This is a genomic window from Brevundimonas sp. UBA7838 (assembly GCF_002500885.1).
Lineage (GTDB): Bacteria > Pseudomonadota > Alphaproteobacteria > Caulobacterales > Caulobacteraceae > Brevundimonas > Brevundimonas vesicularis_C.
Genome location: NZ_DLTK01000105.1, coordinates 1 through 13,832, shown reverse-complemented (window position 1 = coordinate 13,832; position 13,832 = coordinate 1). Strand labels below are relative to the sequence as shown.

Genomic DNA, 13,832 nt, shown 5'->3' with positions numbered 1-13,832 from the left:
GGCCGGCGTCCTTGTCGGTCAGTGTCAGCAGGCTGAGGAAGCCGCCGAAGCTCCAGCCCATCACCGCGATATGGTCGGCATCGACGTAAGGCAGGGTCTTCAGCCATTGCGCGGCCTGGGCCTGATCCTCGACCGCCGGAATGCCCAGGCGGCGATAGATGCTGGTCTCGAACGCCTGCGACCGGTCGCCCTCGCCGCGATTGTCGACGCGGAAGACGATGTAGCCCGCCTCGGTCAGCAGTTGGTTGGTCAGGGGCTGCCAGCTCTTCTGCACGCCCGCCCCGGTGCCCGGCCCGCCATAGACCTGCATCACCACCGGATATTTCTTCGACGGATCGAAGTCGGGCGGCGTGGTCATACGCCACACCAGGGTCTGGCCGTGGCTCTGCATCGTGCCGAACTCTGGCGTGCGCAGGCGCGAGACATACGGCGCGAACGGATGGCTGGCGTCGAGCTTGTTCTCTTCGATCCAACGCACGCGCGTGCCGTCGATGCGGTACAGCGCCGACTGCGTCGGCGTCGCCGGGTCCGAATAGTTGCCGACATAGGCGGTCGCCGGCCCGTTCACCGACACCGTCCACCAGCCGCCGCCCGGCGTCACCGCGACAGGATCAACCGTGCGGTTCAGATTGGCGCGGAACATCTGCTGCTCGATCGGCAGTTCCTTGCCGTCGCGCATCGAGGCGGTGAAATAGACGTCCCCGGTCTGTTCGTTGACGCCGTCCAGATGTTTGACCGGATAGTCGCCGCGCGTGATGGCCCGCAGCCGTCGCCCGTTGCGGTCGTACAGATACAGGTGCCGCCAACCCGAATCCTCGTTGGACCAGATGAACCGGCCATCAGACAGGACGCGGAAGTCGTCGTTCAGATCGACCCAGGCCTGCGCCTTCTGGCTGAGGATCACGCGTGACGCGCCGGTCGTCGGATCGACGCTAAGCAGATCCAAAGTTTTCTGGTCGCGCGACTGACGCTGGACGTAAAGGGTCTTGCCGTCGCCGGACCAGTTCACCCGCGCCAGATAGATGTCGGTGTTCGATCCCAGGTCGACCTTGACCCGTCCGCCGCCCTGCAGGTCGCGCACATACAGTTCGACCACCGCATTGGGTCGCCCCGCGCGAGGATAGCGCTGCTCGACCATCGTCGCGCCGCCGCCGGTAATCTCGAAGCGCGGCACGATATCGACCGGGCTTTCGTCCACGCGCGTCATGGCGATGTAGCGCTCGTCGGGGCTCCACCAGTATCCGGTGTCGCGATCCATCTCCTCCTGGGCGATGAACTCGGCCGTGGCCCAGGTGATCAGACCCGCGCCGTCGTCGGTGATCGGCGTCTCCTTGCCGCTCGCCAGATCATAGACGACCAGATTCTGATCGCGGACATAGGAGACGTAGCTGCCCTTGGGCGACACCTTGGCGTCGATCTCGTCGGCGGGCGTCTCGGTCAGGCGGCGCACCTTGCCGTCCGCCCGGTTCGCCAGGAAGATGTCGCCTTCCAGCGGCGCTAGGATGTAGCGGCCCTGCTGGTCCCACGAATACTCGACCACGCCGCGCGCGCTGATCCGCATCCGCTCGCGCCGGGCCTTTTCGGCCTCCGACAGTTCGCCGGCGTCGGGAACCAGCGCCCGTGCGTCGATCAGCTTGTAGGGTTCGCCCTCGCCCGTCGGCGCGGCCCACAGGTCCTGCACGTCCACATTGTCCTCACGCGAACGCAGGAAGGCGACCAACTGGCCGTCAGGCGACAGGCTGACACCCTTGGCCACCGGCCCGTTCAGGCTGGGGCTGGAAAACACCCGCTCGGGCGTCAGGATGTTGGAGGGCGTCTCCTGCGCAAGCGCCGAGCTGGCGGACAGGAGGATGGTCGAGGCGAGAAGAAGGGTGCGCATGGGTCGGGACGCTAGCGGTGCTTCTGCAAGTCGTCATTAGGAAATGTCGTCGCCGGGTGAACGGCTTGTCCTTCCCTGCGAGAAGTTCTCAGATTAGAGAGACGGCACAATGACAGACGCCGCCCTCTCCCCCGCCCCCGTGAAAGCCAGTCCGTTTAACGAGCTTGAGGTTCTGTGGGTGCGCCACTGGACCGACAGCCTGTTCAGCTTCGGCGTCAAGCGGCCCGAGGATTTCCGCTTCCGCTCGGGCGAGTTCGTGATGATCGGCCTGCCCGGCGAAGACGGCGGAAAGCCTGTCCTGCGGGCCTATTCCATCGCCAGCCCCTGCTGGGCCGAGGAGCTGGAATTCTTCTCGATCAAGGTCGCCGACGGCCCGCTGACCTCGCGCCTGCAGAAGATACAGCCCGGCGATACCGTTCTGATGGGCAAGAAGCCGACCGGCACCTTGGTCCTGGACGCCCTGACCGGCGGCGAGCGACTGTTCCTGATCGGCACGGGAACGGGTCTGGCGCCCTGGCTCAGCGTCGCGCGCGACCCAGAGACCTACTCCCGCTTCGGCCATGTCTATGTGATCCACACGGTCCGCAGCGTCGCCGATCTCGCCTACCGCGACTTCTTCACCCGCGAGATCCACGACGATCCTCTGATCGGCGACGAGGCCAAGGCCCAGCTGACCTATTACCCCACCGTGACCCGCGAGGATTTCGAAATCCCCAGCCTATTGAAGAAGGGCCGGATCACCGACCGCATCAAGTCCGGCGACTTCTTCCGCGACCTGGGCTTGCCCGAAGGGTTCGACCCGGCCAGCGACCGCGCCATGCTGTGCGGCTCCATGGCCATGATCAAGGAAGCCGGCGAACTGCTGGAGACCTATGGCCTGAAAGAAGGCTCCAACGCCGAACCGGCTGACTACGTGCTGGAGCGGGCCTTCGTCGGCTGACGACTTGGCTTGGGCGGCCTGACCCGCTAACCCCACGCTCATGTCAAAGCCTGCTCTTGTCGCCGTCGACGCGCGCGTCGATCCCGCCGAATGCCAGTCGATGGCCGAGGTCCGCCAGGGCGTCGACGCCCTGGACCGCGCCCTGGTCGCCCTGCTGGCCGAGCGCCAGCGCTACATGGACGCCGCCGCCCGCATCAAGCCCGACCGCGACGCCGTCTTCGACCAGGCCCGGATCGACGACGTGGTCGCCAAGGTTCTGGTCTCGGCCGAGGCCCACGATCTGTCGCCCGACATCGCCGAACCCGTCTGGCGCCTGCTCATCGACCGCTGCATCGCTCACGAGTTCGCCACATATGACCGGACTCGCAGCTAGGACGGCGCACGCCTGCCATCTTACTTGAGTAGGAAGTTCGACCTGATTTCAAGACCTTGAGTCGCGGCAGCGTCAATCGACCTGCCGCTCTTTCAGGGCGCCGTATAATGGGCGTCCGGTCTTTGACATCGCGACGCTCTTCGCCTGCTAGAACTGCACTTTATTGCACTTTGCACGCGTTTTCGGAGTGCAGTGCAATTTCATCCGGTTCGCCTCAGCCCTTAAGACCGCGCAGCATCAGTTCGTGCCGATAGGCCGCGACATCGGCCAGCGCCGCTTCCAGAGCATCACGGACCCGCTCGACCGCCGGTGCGGCCAGCTTCTGATCCACCGCTTCCGCCTCGGCGCAGATCGTCGCCAGGTCTCGCGCGCCGATGCCCGCCGCCGCGCCCCGGATCGTATGAACCCCGTCGCGCCAGCCCTCGACCTTGGGATCCAGCATGACGGACCACAGGCCGGCCTGATTGACGAACAGGCCCAACACCTCCTCGTTGATGGCGTCGTCCCCGCCCGTCATGCCATTCAAAACGGCGAAATCGACGGCGCCCGTCAGATCGCGCAATGCCATCAGGCCGCCGTCTCCTCGCCCTTGGCGAGGCGCGAGTTCCGCGAGGACCAGAGCAGATAGGTCGCCACGCCGACCACGTTCCAGACCACGAAGCCGATCTGCGTCACCGGCTTCAGGCTCAGGAAGAAGACCAGGCAGCCGATCACGCTGACCGCTCCAACGACCGGCCATAGCGGCGCCTTGAACACCCGCTTGCGACCCGGCTCGCGGATGCGCAGCACGATCAGGCAAACCCCGACCGAGCAGAAGGCCGCCAGCGTCCCGGCGTTGGCCAGCGACGCCAGTTCGTCCAGCGGCAACAACCCCGCCAGAATCGCCACGACGATGGCGGTGAACACGGTCACCACCGCCGGCACGCCCCGGCTCGACACCTTGGCCAGGCGGCGCGGCAACAGGCCGTCGCGCGCCATGCCCAGGAAGATGCGGCTCTGGCCGAACAGGAAGGCCAGCAGCACGGTCGGAAGCGCGATCACCGCCGCAGCGGCGATCCACTGGGCCGCCGTCCCCTGCCCCATCTGACGCAGGATCAGGGCCAGCGGCTCGGGACTGCTGGCGAAGGTCGCAACCGGCCGCGCGCCGATGGCTGCGGCCGCGACCACCAGATACAGCGCCGTGCAGACCAGCATGGAGCCGACGATGCCGATGGCCAGATCACGTTCGGGCTTCTTGGTTTCCTCCGCCGCCGTCGAGATCGCGTCGAAACCATAGAAGGCGAAGAAGATGATCGCCGCCGCCGCCATCACCCCGGTCTGGACGAAGGGCGCGCCGAAGCCGTTGGGCATGAAGGGCGTGAAATGTTCGGGTTTGAACGCCGGCAGGGCGATGGCGACGAACACCACCAAGGCCGCGATCTTGATCAGGACCAGCACCGCGTTCAGCGTCGCGCTCTCCTTGGTGCCCAGCAGCAGCAGGCCCGTCACCACGCCGATGATGGCCACGGCCGGAAGGTTGATGATCCCGCCCGCATGCGGCCCGGCCACCAACGCCAGCGGCAGGTCGATCCCCAGCCCGCTCAGGAAGCCGACCGCATAGCCGGACCAGCCCACGGCCACGGCCGAGACCACCAACGAATATTCCAGGATCAGGCTCCAACCCACGATCCAGGCGATCAACTCACCCAGCACGGCGTAGGAATAGGTGTAGGCGCTGCCCGCCGTCGGCATCATGGTCGACAACTCGGCATAGGCCAGAGCCGCGCAGGCGCAAACCAGTCCCGCAAGGCCAAAGCTGATCAACACGGCCGGGCCCGCCAGGCCCGCCCCCACCCCGATCAGCGTCAGGATGCCGGTGCCGACGATGGCCCCCACGCCCAGGGCCAGCAGGTGCGGCCAGCTCAACGTCGGCTTCAGCCGCGGTCCGTCGTGCGGCGCCATCATGGTGTCGATTGATCGACGACGGTTCCAGAAGGCCATGATGTTCGCTCCCCCGCCGCTTGCCGCGGCTGATTCCACGGGGACCATACTCCGTCGCAGAAAGTTTGCGAAAGCGCTTGCCAACCCCCGAACCGCTGGGTAGTAGGAGCGCCCTTCGGCAAGGCCTCGCCCCCCGAAGACGCAGACGATCGGTCGGGTGATTAGCTCAGTTGGTAGAGCAGCTGACTCTTAATCAGCGGGTCGTAGGTTCGAACCCTACATCACCCACCATCGTCCCCCTTGTTTTTGCTAGAGAAAATCCCCCACCATTGGGAAGCGACTATGTGCGCTCAGCCTTAGTTGGGAAAAAAGTTGGAAAGCCCGCTTTCGCTTCGAGCTTCTTGATCGCAGACACAGCGAGCGAATGATCGCGCTTGAGATAGTGGCCATCGAGGATCGCACCGACGTCTCGCAGGCTATGGCCCGTGATCGTAGCGATCTCAGCTTCGTTGCAACCCGCCATAGCTAAACGGGTGACCGCCGTTCCGCGCAGATCGTGGAACGTGACGTCGGCGATGCCAGCTTTGGCGCAGGCCTTTCTCCACGAAGCGCGGAAACCAGATTCGGTCCAAGCCCGTCCCGCTTCAGTGGTCAAAATCGTCTCGCTGTCGCCCGTATGGATGGCGAGCGTCTCGAGGGCCGCCCTCAGAGGGGCGCCGACAGGGATCGCCACTCGCGCTCTTGTTTTGCGCTGCTTGAGCCGAATGACGTCGCCATCATAGTCGCTCCAGCTCAGCCGCAGCAGATCCCCCTGCCGTTGCCCGGTCCATAACGCGAGAAGCAACGCTAGTTGGAGATGGCGAGGGGCCTGCGCCAGGAAGGTCGCTTCATCATGGTCGGTCCAGACATTATCCCGTCGCGTCGCACGATAGACGCGCCCTTGTCGCTCCAATGGATTGAAAGGGGCGAGCCCCCGGTCAACGGACCAAGACAGAGCGCGCGCGAAGACGGTGAACCGGTAGTCAGCTGTACGTCGCGAGCTCAACGCTAAGCGGTCGCGCCAGGATAAGAAGTCGCCCCGCACGCGCTTGTCGCTCAGCGCGGCGATAGGGAAGTCGCCGAACTCGCTGGCGATCGCTCGAAGATGCTTTTTGTAATCTGTGCGCGTACGTTCGGCGAGACTGCGGAAGTCCGATGACGACTCATAGGCGTCCAGTAGGGCGACGAGGGTATCGGACGGCTTGCGCCTACGGTCGGCGAGGGCCGCGTTGTAGTTTTCCATGAACTCGGCAGAGCCCAGCTCGCCCTCGATGCGCGGACCGCCCTTCCAAGCGTAGTAGTAGATGACCTTCGTTCCGTCGGCGCGCGTCTTTCGCACGACGTTGAGCCCTTTCAGCTTAATGCGCACCCCGCTTAGCCTTCCACTGATCATACGCACTTAGGACGGGCTCTACGGTCACCCCGCCCTTTGAGATGCGGATCACGCCGTCAGGCATTATCTCGACGCTGGTCGCGTCGAACCCCGCTTCATTGGCCCCTTTCAAGGCGCGCGCCACATCCGCCTTTGTGAATCTTGTTGAAGCCCTTGGCATTATCGCCCCCTACTCAACGATCGTGATCATGCGGCTGCGCGCGCCGAACAGGGTCGCGAGCTCTTCGAGCCGATCATCAGCAATCAGGGCCTGCTCCGCCCGCAGATAGACGAGCTGGACACAGAGATTGAGATTGATGGTTATGAGACCATCGAGCCAGCGATCCTGCCCGAGGGCTTCCTGGATGCTTTGCAGCTCGCTCGCGATGTCACTCGCTGATCCAACCAACGGAAACTGGTCGTCGGCGACAAGCGTCGTCTCTGCGATGCCGAAGGAGGTCACCACGCCGAGATAGACGGGATCGGTAGACTTGCGGTCGTTCTCGCTCGCGCGCTCGATGGCCACGTCGAAATAGAGATCGACCCACGCACGCGCGTTATTCTTTTTAACGCCACATCGCGCCAATGAGACAGCCGCCTCAAAGGCGATGGCGTCCTCAACCGTGAAATCCTGCCACCCCGAACCAGGAGGCCGCCCACGCATCGGGACATGTTTACGGGCCTTGAGAAGATTAAAGGCCTCCTCGCTCAACCCCACCAACTTCACTAGCTGCGATCTGCGCATGCGTTGCTTCTCCGATTACGAGCGAAAGGTATCATGCTGATATAACAATATCAATAGGATATTTTTTGAAGACGGCCGGCTCGGTTCGGCACTTTTTTTCATGCCTTTTCAATGCGTTATTGACATTGCACCAAATCGATGGTATAATGAAATGTCAGCCAAACACATCGAGATCAGTCCATGCTCAGCGAAATGCGCGGCTCACGGCCAGCGCGGATCGTGAGCATTCACGTCAAAGGCTCCCCCGCCACACGCCCCCGATCGACCGAGCTTCGCCTCGACTTTATGGTCACAATCATGCGCGCCATTCGGCGCCGGGGTTGGCGCGCTCTCGACGCCATTGTCTTCCCCGCTGGCTACCTTCGAACGGCAGACTGGCTCGCTCCGGCTCCAACCACACTCAGACGCGCGATGATCGACGCATCTGTCGGCGACATCTGCGTCCAGGCCGTTCGTAAGCTCAGTGAAGGGTCGCCCGGGTGCGTCATCGTGATAGGGATCGACACCAACCGGTTCCGCCCGTGGGGGTTTCGAGGAGACCAGGCTCTAGCGGCATTCAATCAGAATGGCTGTCTAGCGGTCGTCCGAAAAATCTTCCCGACAGATGGCGATACCAATGAATATGGTCGTGCCCCGTATCTCTTGGACCATGAGGATGCTCTCACCGAAGATCGTTTTCTGCCGCTCCCCAACGGCGACATCGCGATGCTGTGCCTCTGCTACGACAGCTTCGTCTTCTCCGAACTTGCGCTAGGCCCAACGACCAAGCTGCGAGCCATGCGATACAAGACGGCCGTTCCAGATGGATGGGACGACCTGACGCCAACGGAATCGTGGCTCTGGCTTTCAGACCTTTACCACCGAATTCGCACTCATTGGCCCCGCGTGCTCCTCAACCCTATCCACGGGTTCGACGCCCCCGGTCGGGAAGTCTTTTGGCATCGTCACGGGCTCGCATGCGCCAGCAGCTTCCTCGGCGGCGGCTTAGCAATCGGGGCAGCGCATTATCAAAGAATGCTACCAACCGAGGGCTTCGCCATGCTGGCGGCTTCACGGGCGCCGCCGGAGCAACTCGGGCTCGCGAACTTTCGAACGGCCTACACGCATGCCCCGACAGATAGCTTCAGCGTTCGGGGCAGCGGCCGTCGCCCGATGAACGCATTTATTCAGCTCCACGAGGGCTGACTTCGACAGCTCTTACCACCCTGCCCCCGCGCCCCAAGCGCGGGGGTATTTTTGCATGCCCAGAAAGGAACTTCATGGCCGGCAGACAAGCAAAGATCCTCACCAGCGGCGAGCTTCGGCGACTGCTCGCACACACTCGGCGCTCCCCGACCCCCGAGCGAGATCGCGTCATCGTGCTACTCTCGGTCCGCGCCGGGTTGAGAGCCTGCGAGATCGCGGGGTTGGACTGGTCCATGGTCACGGACGCTAGAGGTCGAGTGTCGAACATCATCGAGCTTAGAGACGCGATCGCTAAGAAGGGATCCGGCCGTCGCATTCCCATCCATCCAGAACTCAGTCAGGCCCTGGTCAAGCTGGCCCCAAAAGCACTACGCATAGGGCCGGTCGTGCGCTCGCTAAGAGGCGGAGGCATGCGCGCAAACAGTATCGTCAACTGGTTCAGCTGCGCATTTCACGCCATTGGCGCGGACGGCTGTTCGTCGCACTCTGGACGGCGCACGTTCGTAACCGCCGCAGCAAAAGCAGCGCACCGCGCCGGCGCAAGCCTCAGGGATGTCCAACTTTTAGCCGGGCATCAGTCGATCGAGACGACGCAACGCTACATCGATGGCGATAGTCGCGCGCAACATCGATTGGTGCACACGCTGTGACCCGCTCTCTTTCGCATCTCATCGATCCCGTAACGATCAGCATTCAATCCATCGCGTTTGACCCCGATCTAGAAATTGTGGGGATCGATCTCGACGGTGGCCATTTGGTGCGGGTGACGGTTGAAACCAATGCATTGGCTGATTTTCCGCGTCAGCTTTCTCAATCGAACGGGCTCGTACTCGTTCTTACGCTGATGGCGCTGGATCGAATCTAGCGTCTTCGCCGCAAAAGGCATTTCCTAAAATGACAGACGAAAAGACTGCGCGCATTCGCGCGCTGAACGATCAACTGCGCGCGTCCGGCCAGGGCGGGCTGGTTCTTGTAACGCGAGGACTGTTGGAATTCGGTTTTCCCTTCGCCGCTCAGGTTCGCGCTGCGATCGCGCGAGAAACCAACTTTCCCGCTGGTAACGACCCTTATAACGAGCACGATTTCGGCGGCGTCGATATCGAGGGCAACCGTGTCCTCTGGAAAATCGATTATTACGATCTGGATCGTCGATATCCCTCTGACGATCCGTCAGATCCAAACATCACCCAGCGCGTCATGACCATTATGCTGGCTGATGAGTACTAAGCGCCCCTCAGACCCATCTAGATGTGTTCCTGATCCATCTAAACGGCTTTTAGATCGGTCAACTGGGCCCAATTCTCGTTTTTCCCCAAAAGCTGTTGTGGGGATTATGTGGTCCTATTCGGCGCTTTTTGGTTCACCGACACGCGTCGCGACCATTGGGATCTTGGAAAGCTCACCAAGACCTACAAGCAGCGGGCCCGCGTCAATGTTTAGGGCGTCAGCCAACTTCAGAAACTGAATAACGTTGAGACGGACCCGTTCGGATTCAAATTTTCCGATCCAGGAGTGATCGACGCCCAGCCGCTCGGCCAACTGGCGCTGGCTTAAACCGGCAGCAATTCTGGCCTCCACAAGCCGCCTGACGAGCTCTCGGTGAGGCTCGGAAAAAGCGACGTTCATCGGGGGAAGAACTCAACCATCCCCTTCTCGCTAGACCCCGCCCAGGTTGCTGCTAAAAGAGCAGCAACCTGGGCGACCTTTGATAGGATTTCACATGACCCGGCTTCCGCCGGCGGCCCTATTGGCTGCCATTCCCCTTTCGGCCTGCATCCCGCAATCGCCGGAGCAGGTCTGCGCATCGCCCCAAGTTCACCAGGATGTCATTTCTGTCCTGATCGCCAATCTCGGTGACTATCGTCTTCTTCTTGGAGATGGCGTTGACGCCGCTATCGCCCGGCGCTCTGACATCGCAGAGATCATCGCAGACGAGATCCAGTTCGCAGATATCGCCGTCGAAGGGCGAGATCCGCAGATCAAACGTGTCAGCTGTTCAACCACTGTCTCCCCTGCTTCAGGCGATGGTCAGAGCTATCGGTTGGAGTTCACGCGCCAGAAGGAAGCTGGAGGCCGCGAGTATCTCTATACCACATCGATTTCGGATGGATCTGGTAGCCGGCAGACAACGTCCTCTGTCCCAGACGTTTGGTTCTTCGAGCTGGTCGCCAAAGCGACAAAGCGCCTTAGACGAGCCGGGGAAGCGACGGATGCGGCGCAGCCCGCCGATGATCAAGGCAGGATATCCGATCCCTACTCCAGCGACCAAACGCTCTTCGAGCGCGGAGGTTTGAAGTTGGTCAGCAACAATGAGGAGAACGACGTCTTCTGCATTGGATGCGAAGGGTCGCGAAGCCGTCGCGCACTGCGGTTGGGGCTCGTTTATTTCACGCAGGCCTGGGGTGACTTTGTGTTGTTGACCCAAAATACCGGCAATGCCGCAGGCGGAGGGACGACCTATGCGGTCAACCTCAAGACGATGAAGATTAACGATCTCCAAACAAACTCAGGCGCCGGCCCCACGTTTGAGTTCGAGCGATCTGACGGGGGAGTGATAATCGAGGTTTCCCAAAGCGGTCGAAAGCGAAGGCTTGTCCTGGTCCCGGCTACGGCTAGCCCTCAAAGGCCCGAGACAGACCCCGCCCCATCTGAGAGATCCTCACCTCGCTCTGAAGACGCAATCCCTTCGCTAAATCACGACGTCTCAAGACCGAGCGCGTCGCAGCCCCCAACCTTCACGCCTGCATCCTGGATTTCCCAGCCAAAGCCTACCATGCCTCAACGCGCGATAGATGCAGGCGTAACTGGCGCGGCGCTACTGCAGTGCACAGTTACAACCAACGGTCGTCTGGCCGATTGCGGGGCGCTCTGGGAAAGCCCACCGCGATATGGATTAGGTCCCGCAGCCGTCGCAGGAGCGTTATCATCCGGGAGACTGCGACCTGCCATGTCGGGCAATGATCCCGTGCCTTCAACCATCCGTTTCCATGTGACGTTTGCGGCTCAATGACCATGATCATTACAACACTGGCTTCGGCCCTGATTGCGGCTTCCTTTGCCCCGACCGAAATGGCTTCCCAGGCAGTCGCTGGATCTAAGAGTCGTCCAAGCTCGATCTCTGAGCATCTTCTTTCAGAGTATCGTTCGGTCTGTAACGGCACCAATCCGCGAGGCGGACTTAATCGTATCAATGACCAAGATGAAGACCGCGACGTCCGAAAACGGTTCGGCTGGACACTAGTGCGAATGGCTGTGTCTTTGGAACGCGGGCCTGAGCACGTTATTCTGACAAAAGAGGATCGAGAGTGCTTTGTCACGCTGATCGAGCGTTTACATCAGGAGGATATGCTCGACGGTTTAGCGGAGCAACTTGACCAAGACCGGCTTGACAACGAGCAACACTAATCCCCCCCCATGCCTGATATCATTCCATTCATTCAGGACTGTGATCCAACAGCTTCCCCTCCCTTTGATTGTTCGCGATCAACATGCGTTTGGGACGTACGACGAGGAAAACAGCCTGGAGATGACCTCAGGGTAGAATAGGGAAATCGCCTCAGGGCGAGCAAGGGTCAGGCGGTCGAGATTACGTCGGCTTACTCGATACATTTGCCCCGCGCCAAGATGCCTCACCAGTCTGTATGGGCCGAGGTAGGGTGAGCGGCGGATGGATTAGGTTTGGCGACCACGCAACACGCTTCTCAGGATGCGAAGCGCATCGCGAAAACTCCGACAGGTTGATGTGAGTGGCAACGGTGGTCACCCAATCGAATCTCAGCGTCGCTTTAGGGCGAACTGCCGGACCGACAGCGCGCAGTAACCCAAGCACAGTGTGATCTGGACAACGCCGGCTTGTCGCGCGATAATGTTGCTTTAAGCAACATTCCAGGTGATGAATGCCCCCTAAAAGCACGCTTCGGAAGCGACAGCGAAACCAAGCGGTTCGTATCGGCGCAGCCAGACGAGAGAAGATAGAGAAGGCTTGTACACGTCCCGACATTACGCCAGACGACGCCAAGCGGCTACTCGCCGACGCGGACCCTGCTGATTTTCAACAGTGGTTGGAACAGGTAGCCGAGCTTACTACCAGCCGCCTCGCCCTCCAGGAACGCCGCAAGAAGAGCCTTCAGCTCGCCCTCGCCTATCAAGCCCTCCTCCGCCTCGATAGCTTCACAACCGAAGAGCGCGTGACGGTCGTAGAAAGTTTGATGCGGCAACTCGAAGCGCTCGATCGAGCAGGGCCTCCGGATAGGCGGGGCGGTAAAGTCAAAAACGCCGACCCGACGACGGTGATCCTAAAAAGCCTTGCCCTTTATCGAGTCGACGATCCCAGCCATCGAGCGACGCTGAGCAAAGACAAAGCTTTGCTAATTTTCGCCAAGCGTCAGTCAATACCATCTGCTGAGTTCGAGTCGGCCATCCCTCGACTGCGGAAGGAAATGTCCGCCGCAAAAAGCACGAGGGCTAAGCACGAAACGTCAGCGCCCGCAGCATCGACCCTCAACAGCGCGGCTTCACACTCTGCGCCGTTCATCAACGGAGCCGCCGCGAAGGCAATATCCAATTCGGCGACTACCGCTGGAGGGCGCACCACGAGAGTTCGCGGACTCAAAAAGCTGAAGCATCCAGGGGTCTACCTCGCCATCATTGAGGTCGATCCCGACGGAGACGTAGGAATCCGGACACCGTCACGCGCTTTCGGCGAAACCAACCGAATGAAGATGATGAAAAAATCAGACGTAAAAGAGGTGATGAGTGATGCAACCACGGTTCTCACTGACTTCGTGAATAGGAGATCATAATGCGTCGACAATACGAGGCCTGGCTGACGGAATTCGACCCTGATCTGTTCATGACACTCGGCGCGAATAGACCCGTCTCAAAAGAAATGATGGATCGGACCGCACGTGAATTTTTTAATCGCGTGCATAGAAAGGGCCTCGGGCCACGCTGGTCAAAAAGGCCAGATTGCGACCGAGGACACGCCATCGGATTTCTCGAACATCCGCTGACGAATACCCACTTGCACTTAGCTGTCAGGGCCCCGGACCCGATCCAGGACATCATCGTCAACGGCGGCGAGATTTGGAAAGGAATTTTATCGGGCGGCCACTTCTACGCCGGTCGAGCCGAAAATCCGGAAGCCATCGCGCGCTACGTAACCAAGGATTTCTGGAAGCTTGGTCCGGATGCAGCAGTCTTTCTCTACGCGTAAAATCGCGAAAATAAGCAAACTGTAATTTGATGGTGAGCGAACTATGACGACCCGGGGCGAAGCGAGGCTCCCCCGGCGAGTAAGGACCTCTCCCCGACAGGGTGGCGCATCGCCAGAAATTTGTCTGATTGAGGATCAAGGGCTTGACGTGACCCCCGTTTCTC

Annotated in this window: 16 protein-coding genes and 1 tRNA gene; 11 read left to right on the top strand and 6 right to left on the bottom strand. The window is 61.0% G+C overall.

The genetic code is table 11. The annotated features are described in order from the left end of the window. The coding region (locus B3T77_RS09690) for a DPP IV N-terminal domain-containing protein (RefSeq protein ID WP_292079138.1) at window positions 1-1,879 on the bottom strand (1,879 nt) is incomplete at its 3' end. Window positions 1,880-1,988: 109 nt separating this feature from the next. On the opposite strand from B3T77_RS09690, the gene B3T77_RS09685 reads away from it, so the two are divergent. Both B3T77_RS09685 and B3T77_RS09680 read left to right on the top strand, forming a co-directional pair. Then, complete coding sequence (locus B3T77_RS09685; RefSeq protein WP_292079136.1) at window positions 1,989-2,819, top strand: ferredoxin--NADP reductase; 831 nt, start codon at window positions 1,989-1,991, stop codon at window positions 2,817-2,819. 40 nt (window positions 2,820-2,859) lie between these two features. Further along, a complete protein-coding gene (locus B3T77_RS09680) occupies window positions 2,860-3,192 on the top strand; it encodes a chorismate mutase (RefSeq protein ID WP_091747140.1) in 333 nt (110 codons plus the stop codon). A 214-nt stretch (window positions 3,193-3,406) separates the two neighbouring features. Here the strand turns inward: B3T77_RS09680 and B3T77_RS09675 are convergent, their stop codons facing one another. Together B3T77_RS09675 and B3T77_RS09670 are read right to left on the bottom strand one after the other, a co-directional pair. Beyond that, complete coding sequence (locus tag B3T77_RS09675) at window positions 3,407-3,760, bottom strand: Hpt domain-containing protein (RefSeq protein ID WP_292079131.1); 354 nt, start codon at window positions 3,758-3,760, stop codon at window positions 3,407-3,409. After that, window positions 3,760-5,172 (bottom strand): amino acid permease, encoded by a 1,413-nt coding sequence (locus B3T77_RS09670; protein WP_292079129.1) that lies wholly within the window; start codon window positions 5,170-5,172, stop codon window positions 3,760-3,762. Before B3T77_RS09670 ends, B3T77_RS09675 begins: the two co-directional genes overlap by 1 nt. A 155-nt stretch (window positions 5,173-5,327) precedes the next feature. Here B3T77_RS09670 and B3T77_RS09665 point away from each other — a divergent pair. Next, window positions 5,328-5,403: transfer RNA gene (locus B3T77_RS09665), tRNA-Lys, on the top strand. Between the two features lie 49 nt (window positions 5,404-5,452). On the opposite strand, the gene B3T77_RS09660 is transcribed toward B3T77_RS09665, so the two are convergent. Both B3T77_RS09660 and B3T77_RS09655 read right to left on the bottom strand, forming a co-directional pair. Continuing rightward, window positions 5,453-6,520, bottom strand: a complete 1,068-nt coding sequence (locus B3T77_RS09660; RefSeq protein ID WP_200165762.1) for a tyrosine-type recombinase/integrase — start codon at window positions 6,518-6,520, stop codon at window positions 5,453-5,455. 193 nt (window positions 6,521-6,713) lie between these two features. Continuing rightward, window positions 6,714-7,268: a hypothetical protein gene (locus B3T77_RS09655; RefSeq protein WP_292079127.1), complete on the bottom strand. Its 555-nt coding sequence runs from the start codon at window positions 7,266-7,268 to the stop codon at window positions 6,714-6,716. 411 nt (window positions 7,269-7,679) lie between these two features. Here B3T77_RS09655 and B3T77_RS09650 point away from each other — a divergent pair, with 411 nt between their 5' ends. The 4 genes from B3T77_RS09650 (at window position 7,680) to B3T77_RS09635 (ending at window position 9,680) form a co-directional block, all read left to right on the top strand. Then, complete coding sequence (locus B3T77_RS09650) at window positions 7,680-8,453, top strand: hypothetical protein (RefSeq protein WP_200165770.1); 774 nt, start codon at window positions 7,680-7,682, stop codon at window positions 8,451-8,453. A 74-nt stretch (window positions 8,454-8,527) separates the two neighbouring features. Beyond that, the gene (locus tag B3T77_RS09645; RefSeq protein ID WP_200165772.1) at window positions 8,528-9,103 is read left to right on the top strand and encodes a tyrosine-type recombinase/integrase; all 576 of its coding nucleotides are present in this window, start codon (window positions 8,528-8,530) and stop codon (window positions 9,101-9,103) included. Continuing rightward, window positions 9,100-9,318 carry a hypothetical protein gene (locus B3T77_RS09640; protein ID WP_292079121.1) on the top strand — a complete coding sequence of 73 codons (219 nt, stop codon included), beginning with the start codon at window positions 9,100-9,102 and terminating at the stop codon, window positions 9,316-9,318. The genes B3T77_RS09645 and B3T77_RS09640 overlap by 4 nt, the downstream gene beginning before the upstream one ends. Window positions 9,319-9,347: 29 nt before the next feature. After that, window positions 9,348-9,680, top strand: a complete 333-nt coding sequence (locus B3T77_RS09635; RefSeq protein ID WP_292079119.1) for a DUF3768 domain-containing protein — start codon at window positions 9,348-9,350, stop codon at window positions 9,678-9,680. A 114-nt stretch (window positions 9,681-9,794) separates the two neighbouring features. Here the strand turns inward: B3T77_RS09635 and B3T77_RS09630 are convergent, their stop codons facing one another. Next, window positions 9,795-10,079 (bottom strand): helix-turn-helix domain-containing protein, encoded by a 285-nt coding sequence (locus tag B3T77_RS09630; protein ID WP_292079117.1) that lies wholly within the window; start codon window positions 10,077-10,079, stop codon window positions 9,795-9,797. Window positions 10,080-10,173: 94 nt separating this feature from the next. On the opposite strand from B3T77_RS09630, the gene B3T77_RS09625 reads away from it, so the two are divergent. The 4 genes from B3T77_RS09625 to B3T77_RS09610 all read left to right on the top strand — a co-directional run bounded on the left by B3T77_RS09625 (window position 10,174) and on the right by B3T77_RS09610 (window position 13,668). Beyond that, entirely contained in the window at window positions 10,174-11,463 is a 1,290-nt protein-coding gene (locus tag B3T77_RS09625) for an energy transducer TonB (protein WP_088582833.1), read from the top strand. After that, entirely contained in the window at window positions 11,460-11,858 is a 399-nt protein-coding gene (locus B3T77_RS09620) for an iron-containing alcohol dehydrogenase family protein (RefSeq protein WP_165116568.1), read from the top strand. Before B3T77_RS09625 ends, B3T77_RS09620 begins: the two co-directional genes overlap by 4 nt. Window positions 11,859-12,349: 491 nt before the next feature. Continuing rightward, window positions 12,350-13,255, top strand: coding sequence for a hypothetical protein (locus B3T77_RS09615; protein WP_165116566.1), 906 nt, complete (start codon window positions 12,350-12,352; stop codon window positions 13,253-13,255). Continuing rightward, a complete protein-coding gene (locus B3T77_RS09610; RefSeq protein WP_165116564.1) occupies window positions 13,255-13,668 on the top strand; it encodes a hypothetical protein in 414 nt (137 codons plus the stop codon). Before B3T77_RS09615 ends, B3T77_RS09610 begins: the two co-directional genes overlap by 1 nt. Window positions 13,669-13,832: the final 164 nt, after the last annotated feature.

Excerpts from the sequence above, each read along its gene's own strand:
- B3T77_RS09675 (WP_292079131.1), bottom strand. The coding sequence starts at position 3,760 with ATGGCATTGCGCGATCTGACGGGCGCCGTCGATTTCGCCGTTTTGAAT.
- B3T77_RS09610 (WP_165116564.1), top strand. The coding sequence starts at position 13,255 with ATGCGTCGACAATACGAGGCCTGGCTGACGGAATTCGACCCTGATCTG.
- B3T77_RS09615 (WP_165116566.1), top strand. The coding sequence starts at position 12,350 with ATGCCCCCTAAAAGCACGCTTCGGAAGCGACAGCGAAACCAAGCGGTT.
- B3T77_RS09645 (WP_200165772.1), top strand. The coding sequence starts at position 8,528 with ATGGCCGGCAGACAAGCAAAGATCCTCACCAGCGGCGAGCTTCGGCGA.
- B3T77_RS09625 (WP_088582833.1), top strand. The coding sequence starts at position 10,174 with ATGACCCGGCTTCCGCCGGCGGCCCTATTGGCTGCCATTCCCCTTTCG.
- B3T77_RS09655 (WP_292079127.1), bottom strand. The coding sequence starts at position 7,268 with ATGCGCAGATCGCAGCTAGTGAAGTTGGTGGGGTTGAGCGAGGAGGCC.
- B3T77_RS09680 (WP_091747140.1), top strand. The coding sequence starts at position 2,860 with ATGTCAAAGCCTGCTCTTGTCGCCGTCGACGCGCGCGTCGATCCCGCC.
- B3T77_RS09650 (WP_200165770.1), top strand. The coding sequence starts at position 7,680 with ATGATCGACGCATCTGTCGGCGACATCTGCGTCCAGGCCGTTCGTAAG.
- B3T77_RS09685 (WP_292079136.1), top strand. The coding sequence starts at position 1,989 with ATGACAGACGCCGCCCTCTCCCCCGCCCCCGTGAAAGCCAGTCCGTTT.
- B3T77_RS09620 (WP_165116568.1), top strand. The coding sequence starts at position 11,460 with ATGACCATGATCATTACAACACTGGCTTCGGCCCTGATTGCGGCTTCC.
- B3T77_RS09630 (WP_292079117.1), bottom strand. The coding sequence starts at position 10,079 with ATGAACGTCGCTTTTTCCGAGCCTCACCGAGAGCTCGTCAGGCGGCTT.
- B3T77_RS09670 (WP_292079129.1), bottom strand. The coding sequence starts at position 5,172 with ATGGCCTTCTGGAACCGTCGTCGATCAATCGACACCATGATGGCGCCG.
- B3T77_RS09635 (WP_292079119.1), top strand. The coding sequence starts at position 9,348 with ATGACAGACGAAAAGACTGCGCGCATTCGCGCGCTGAACGATCAACTG.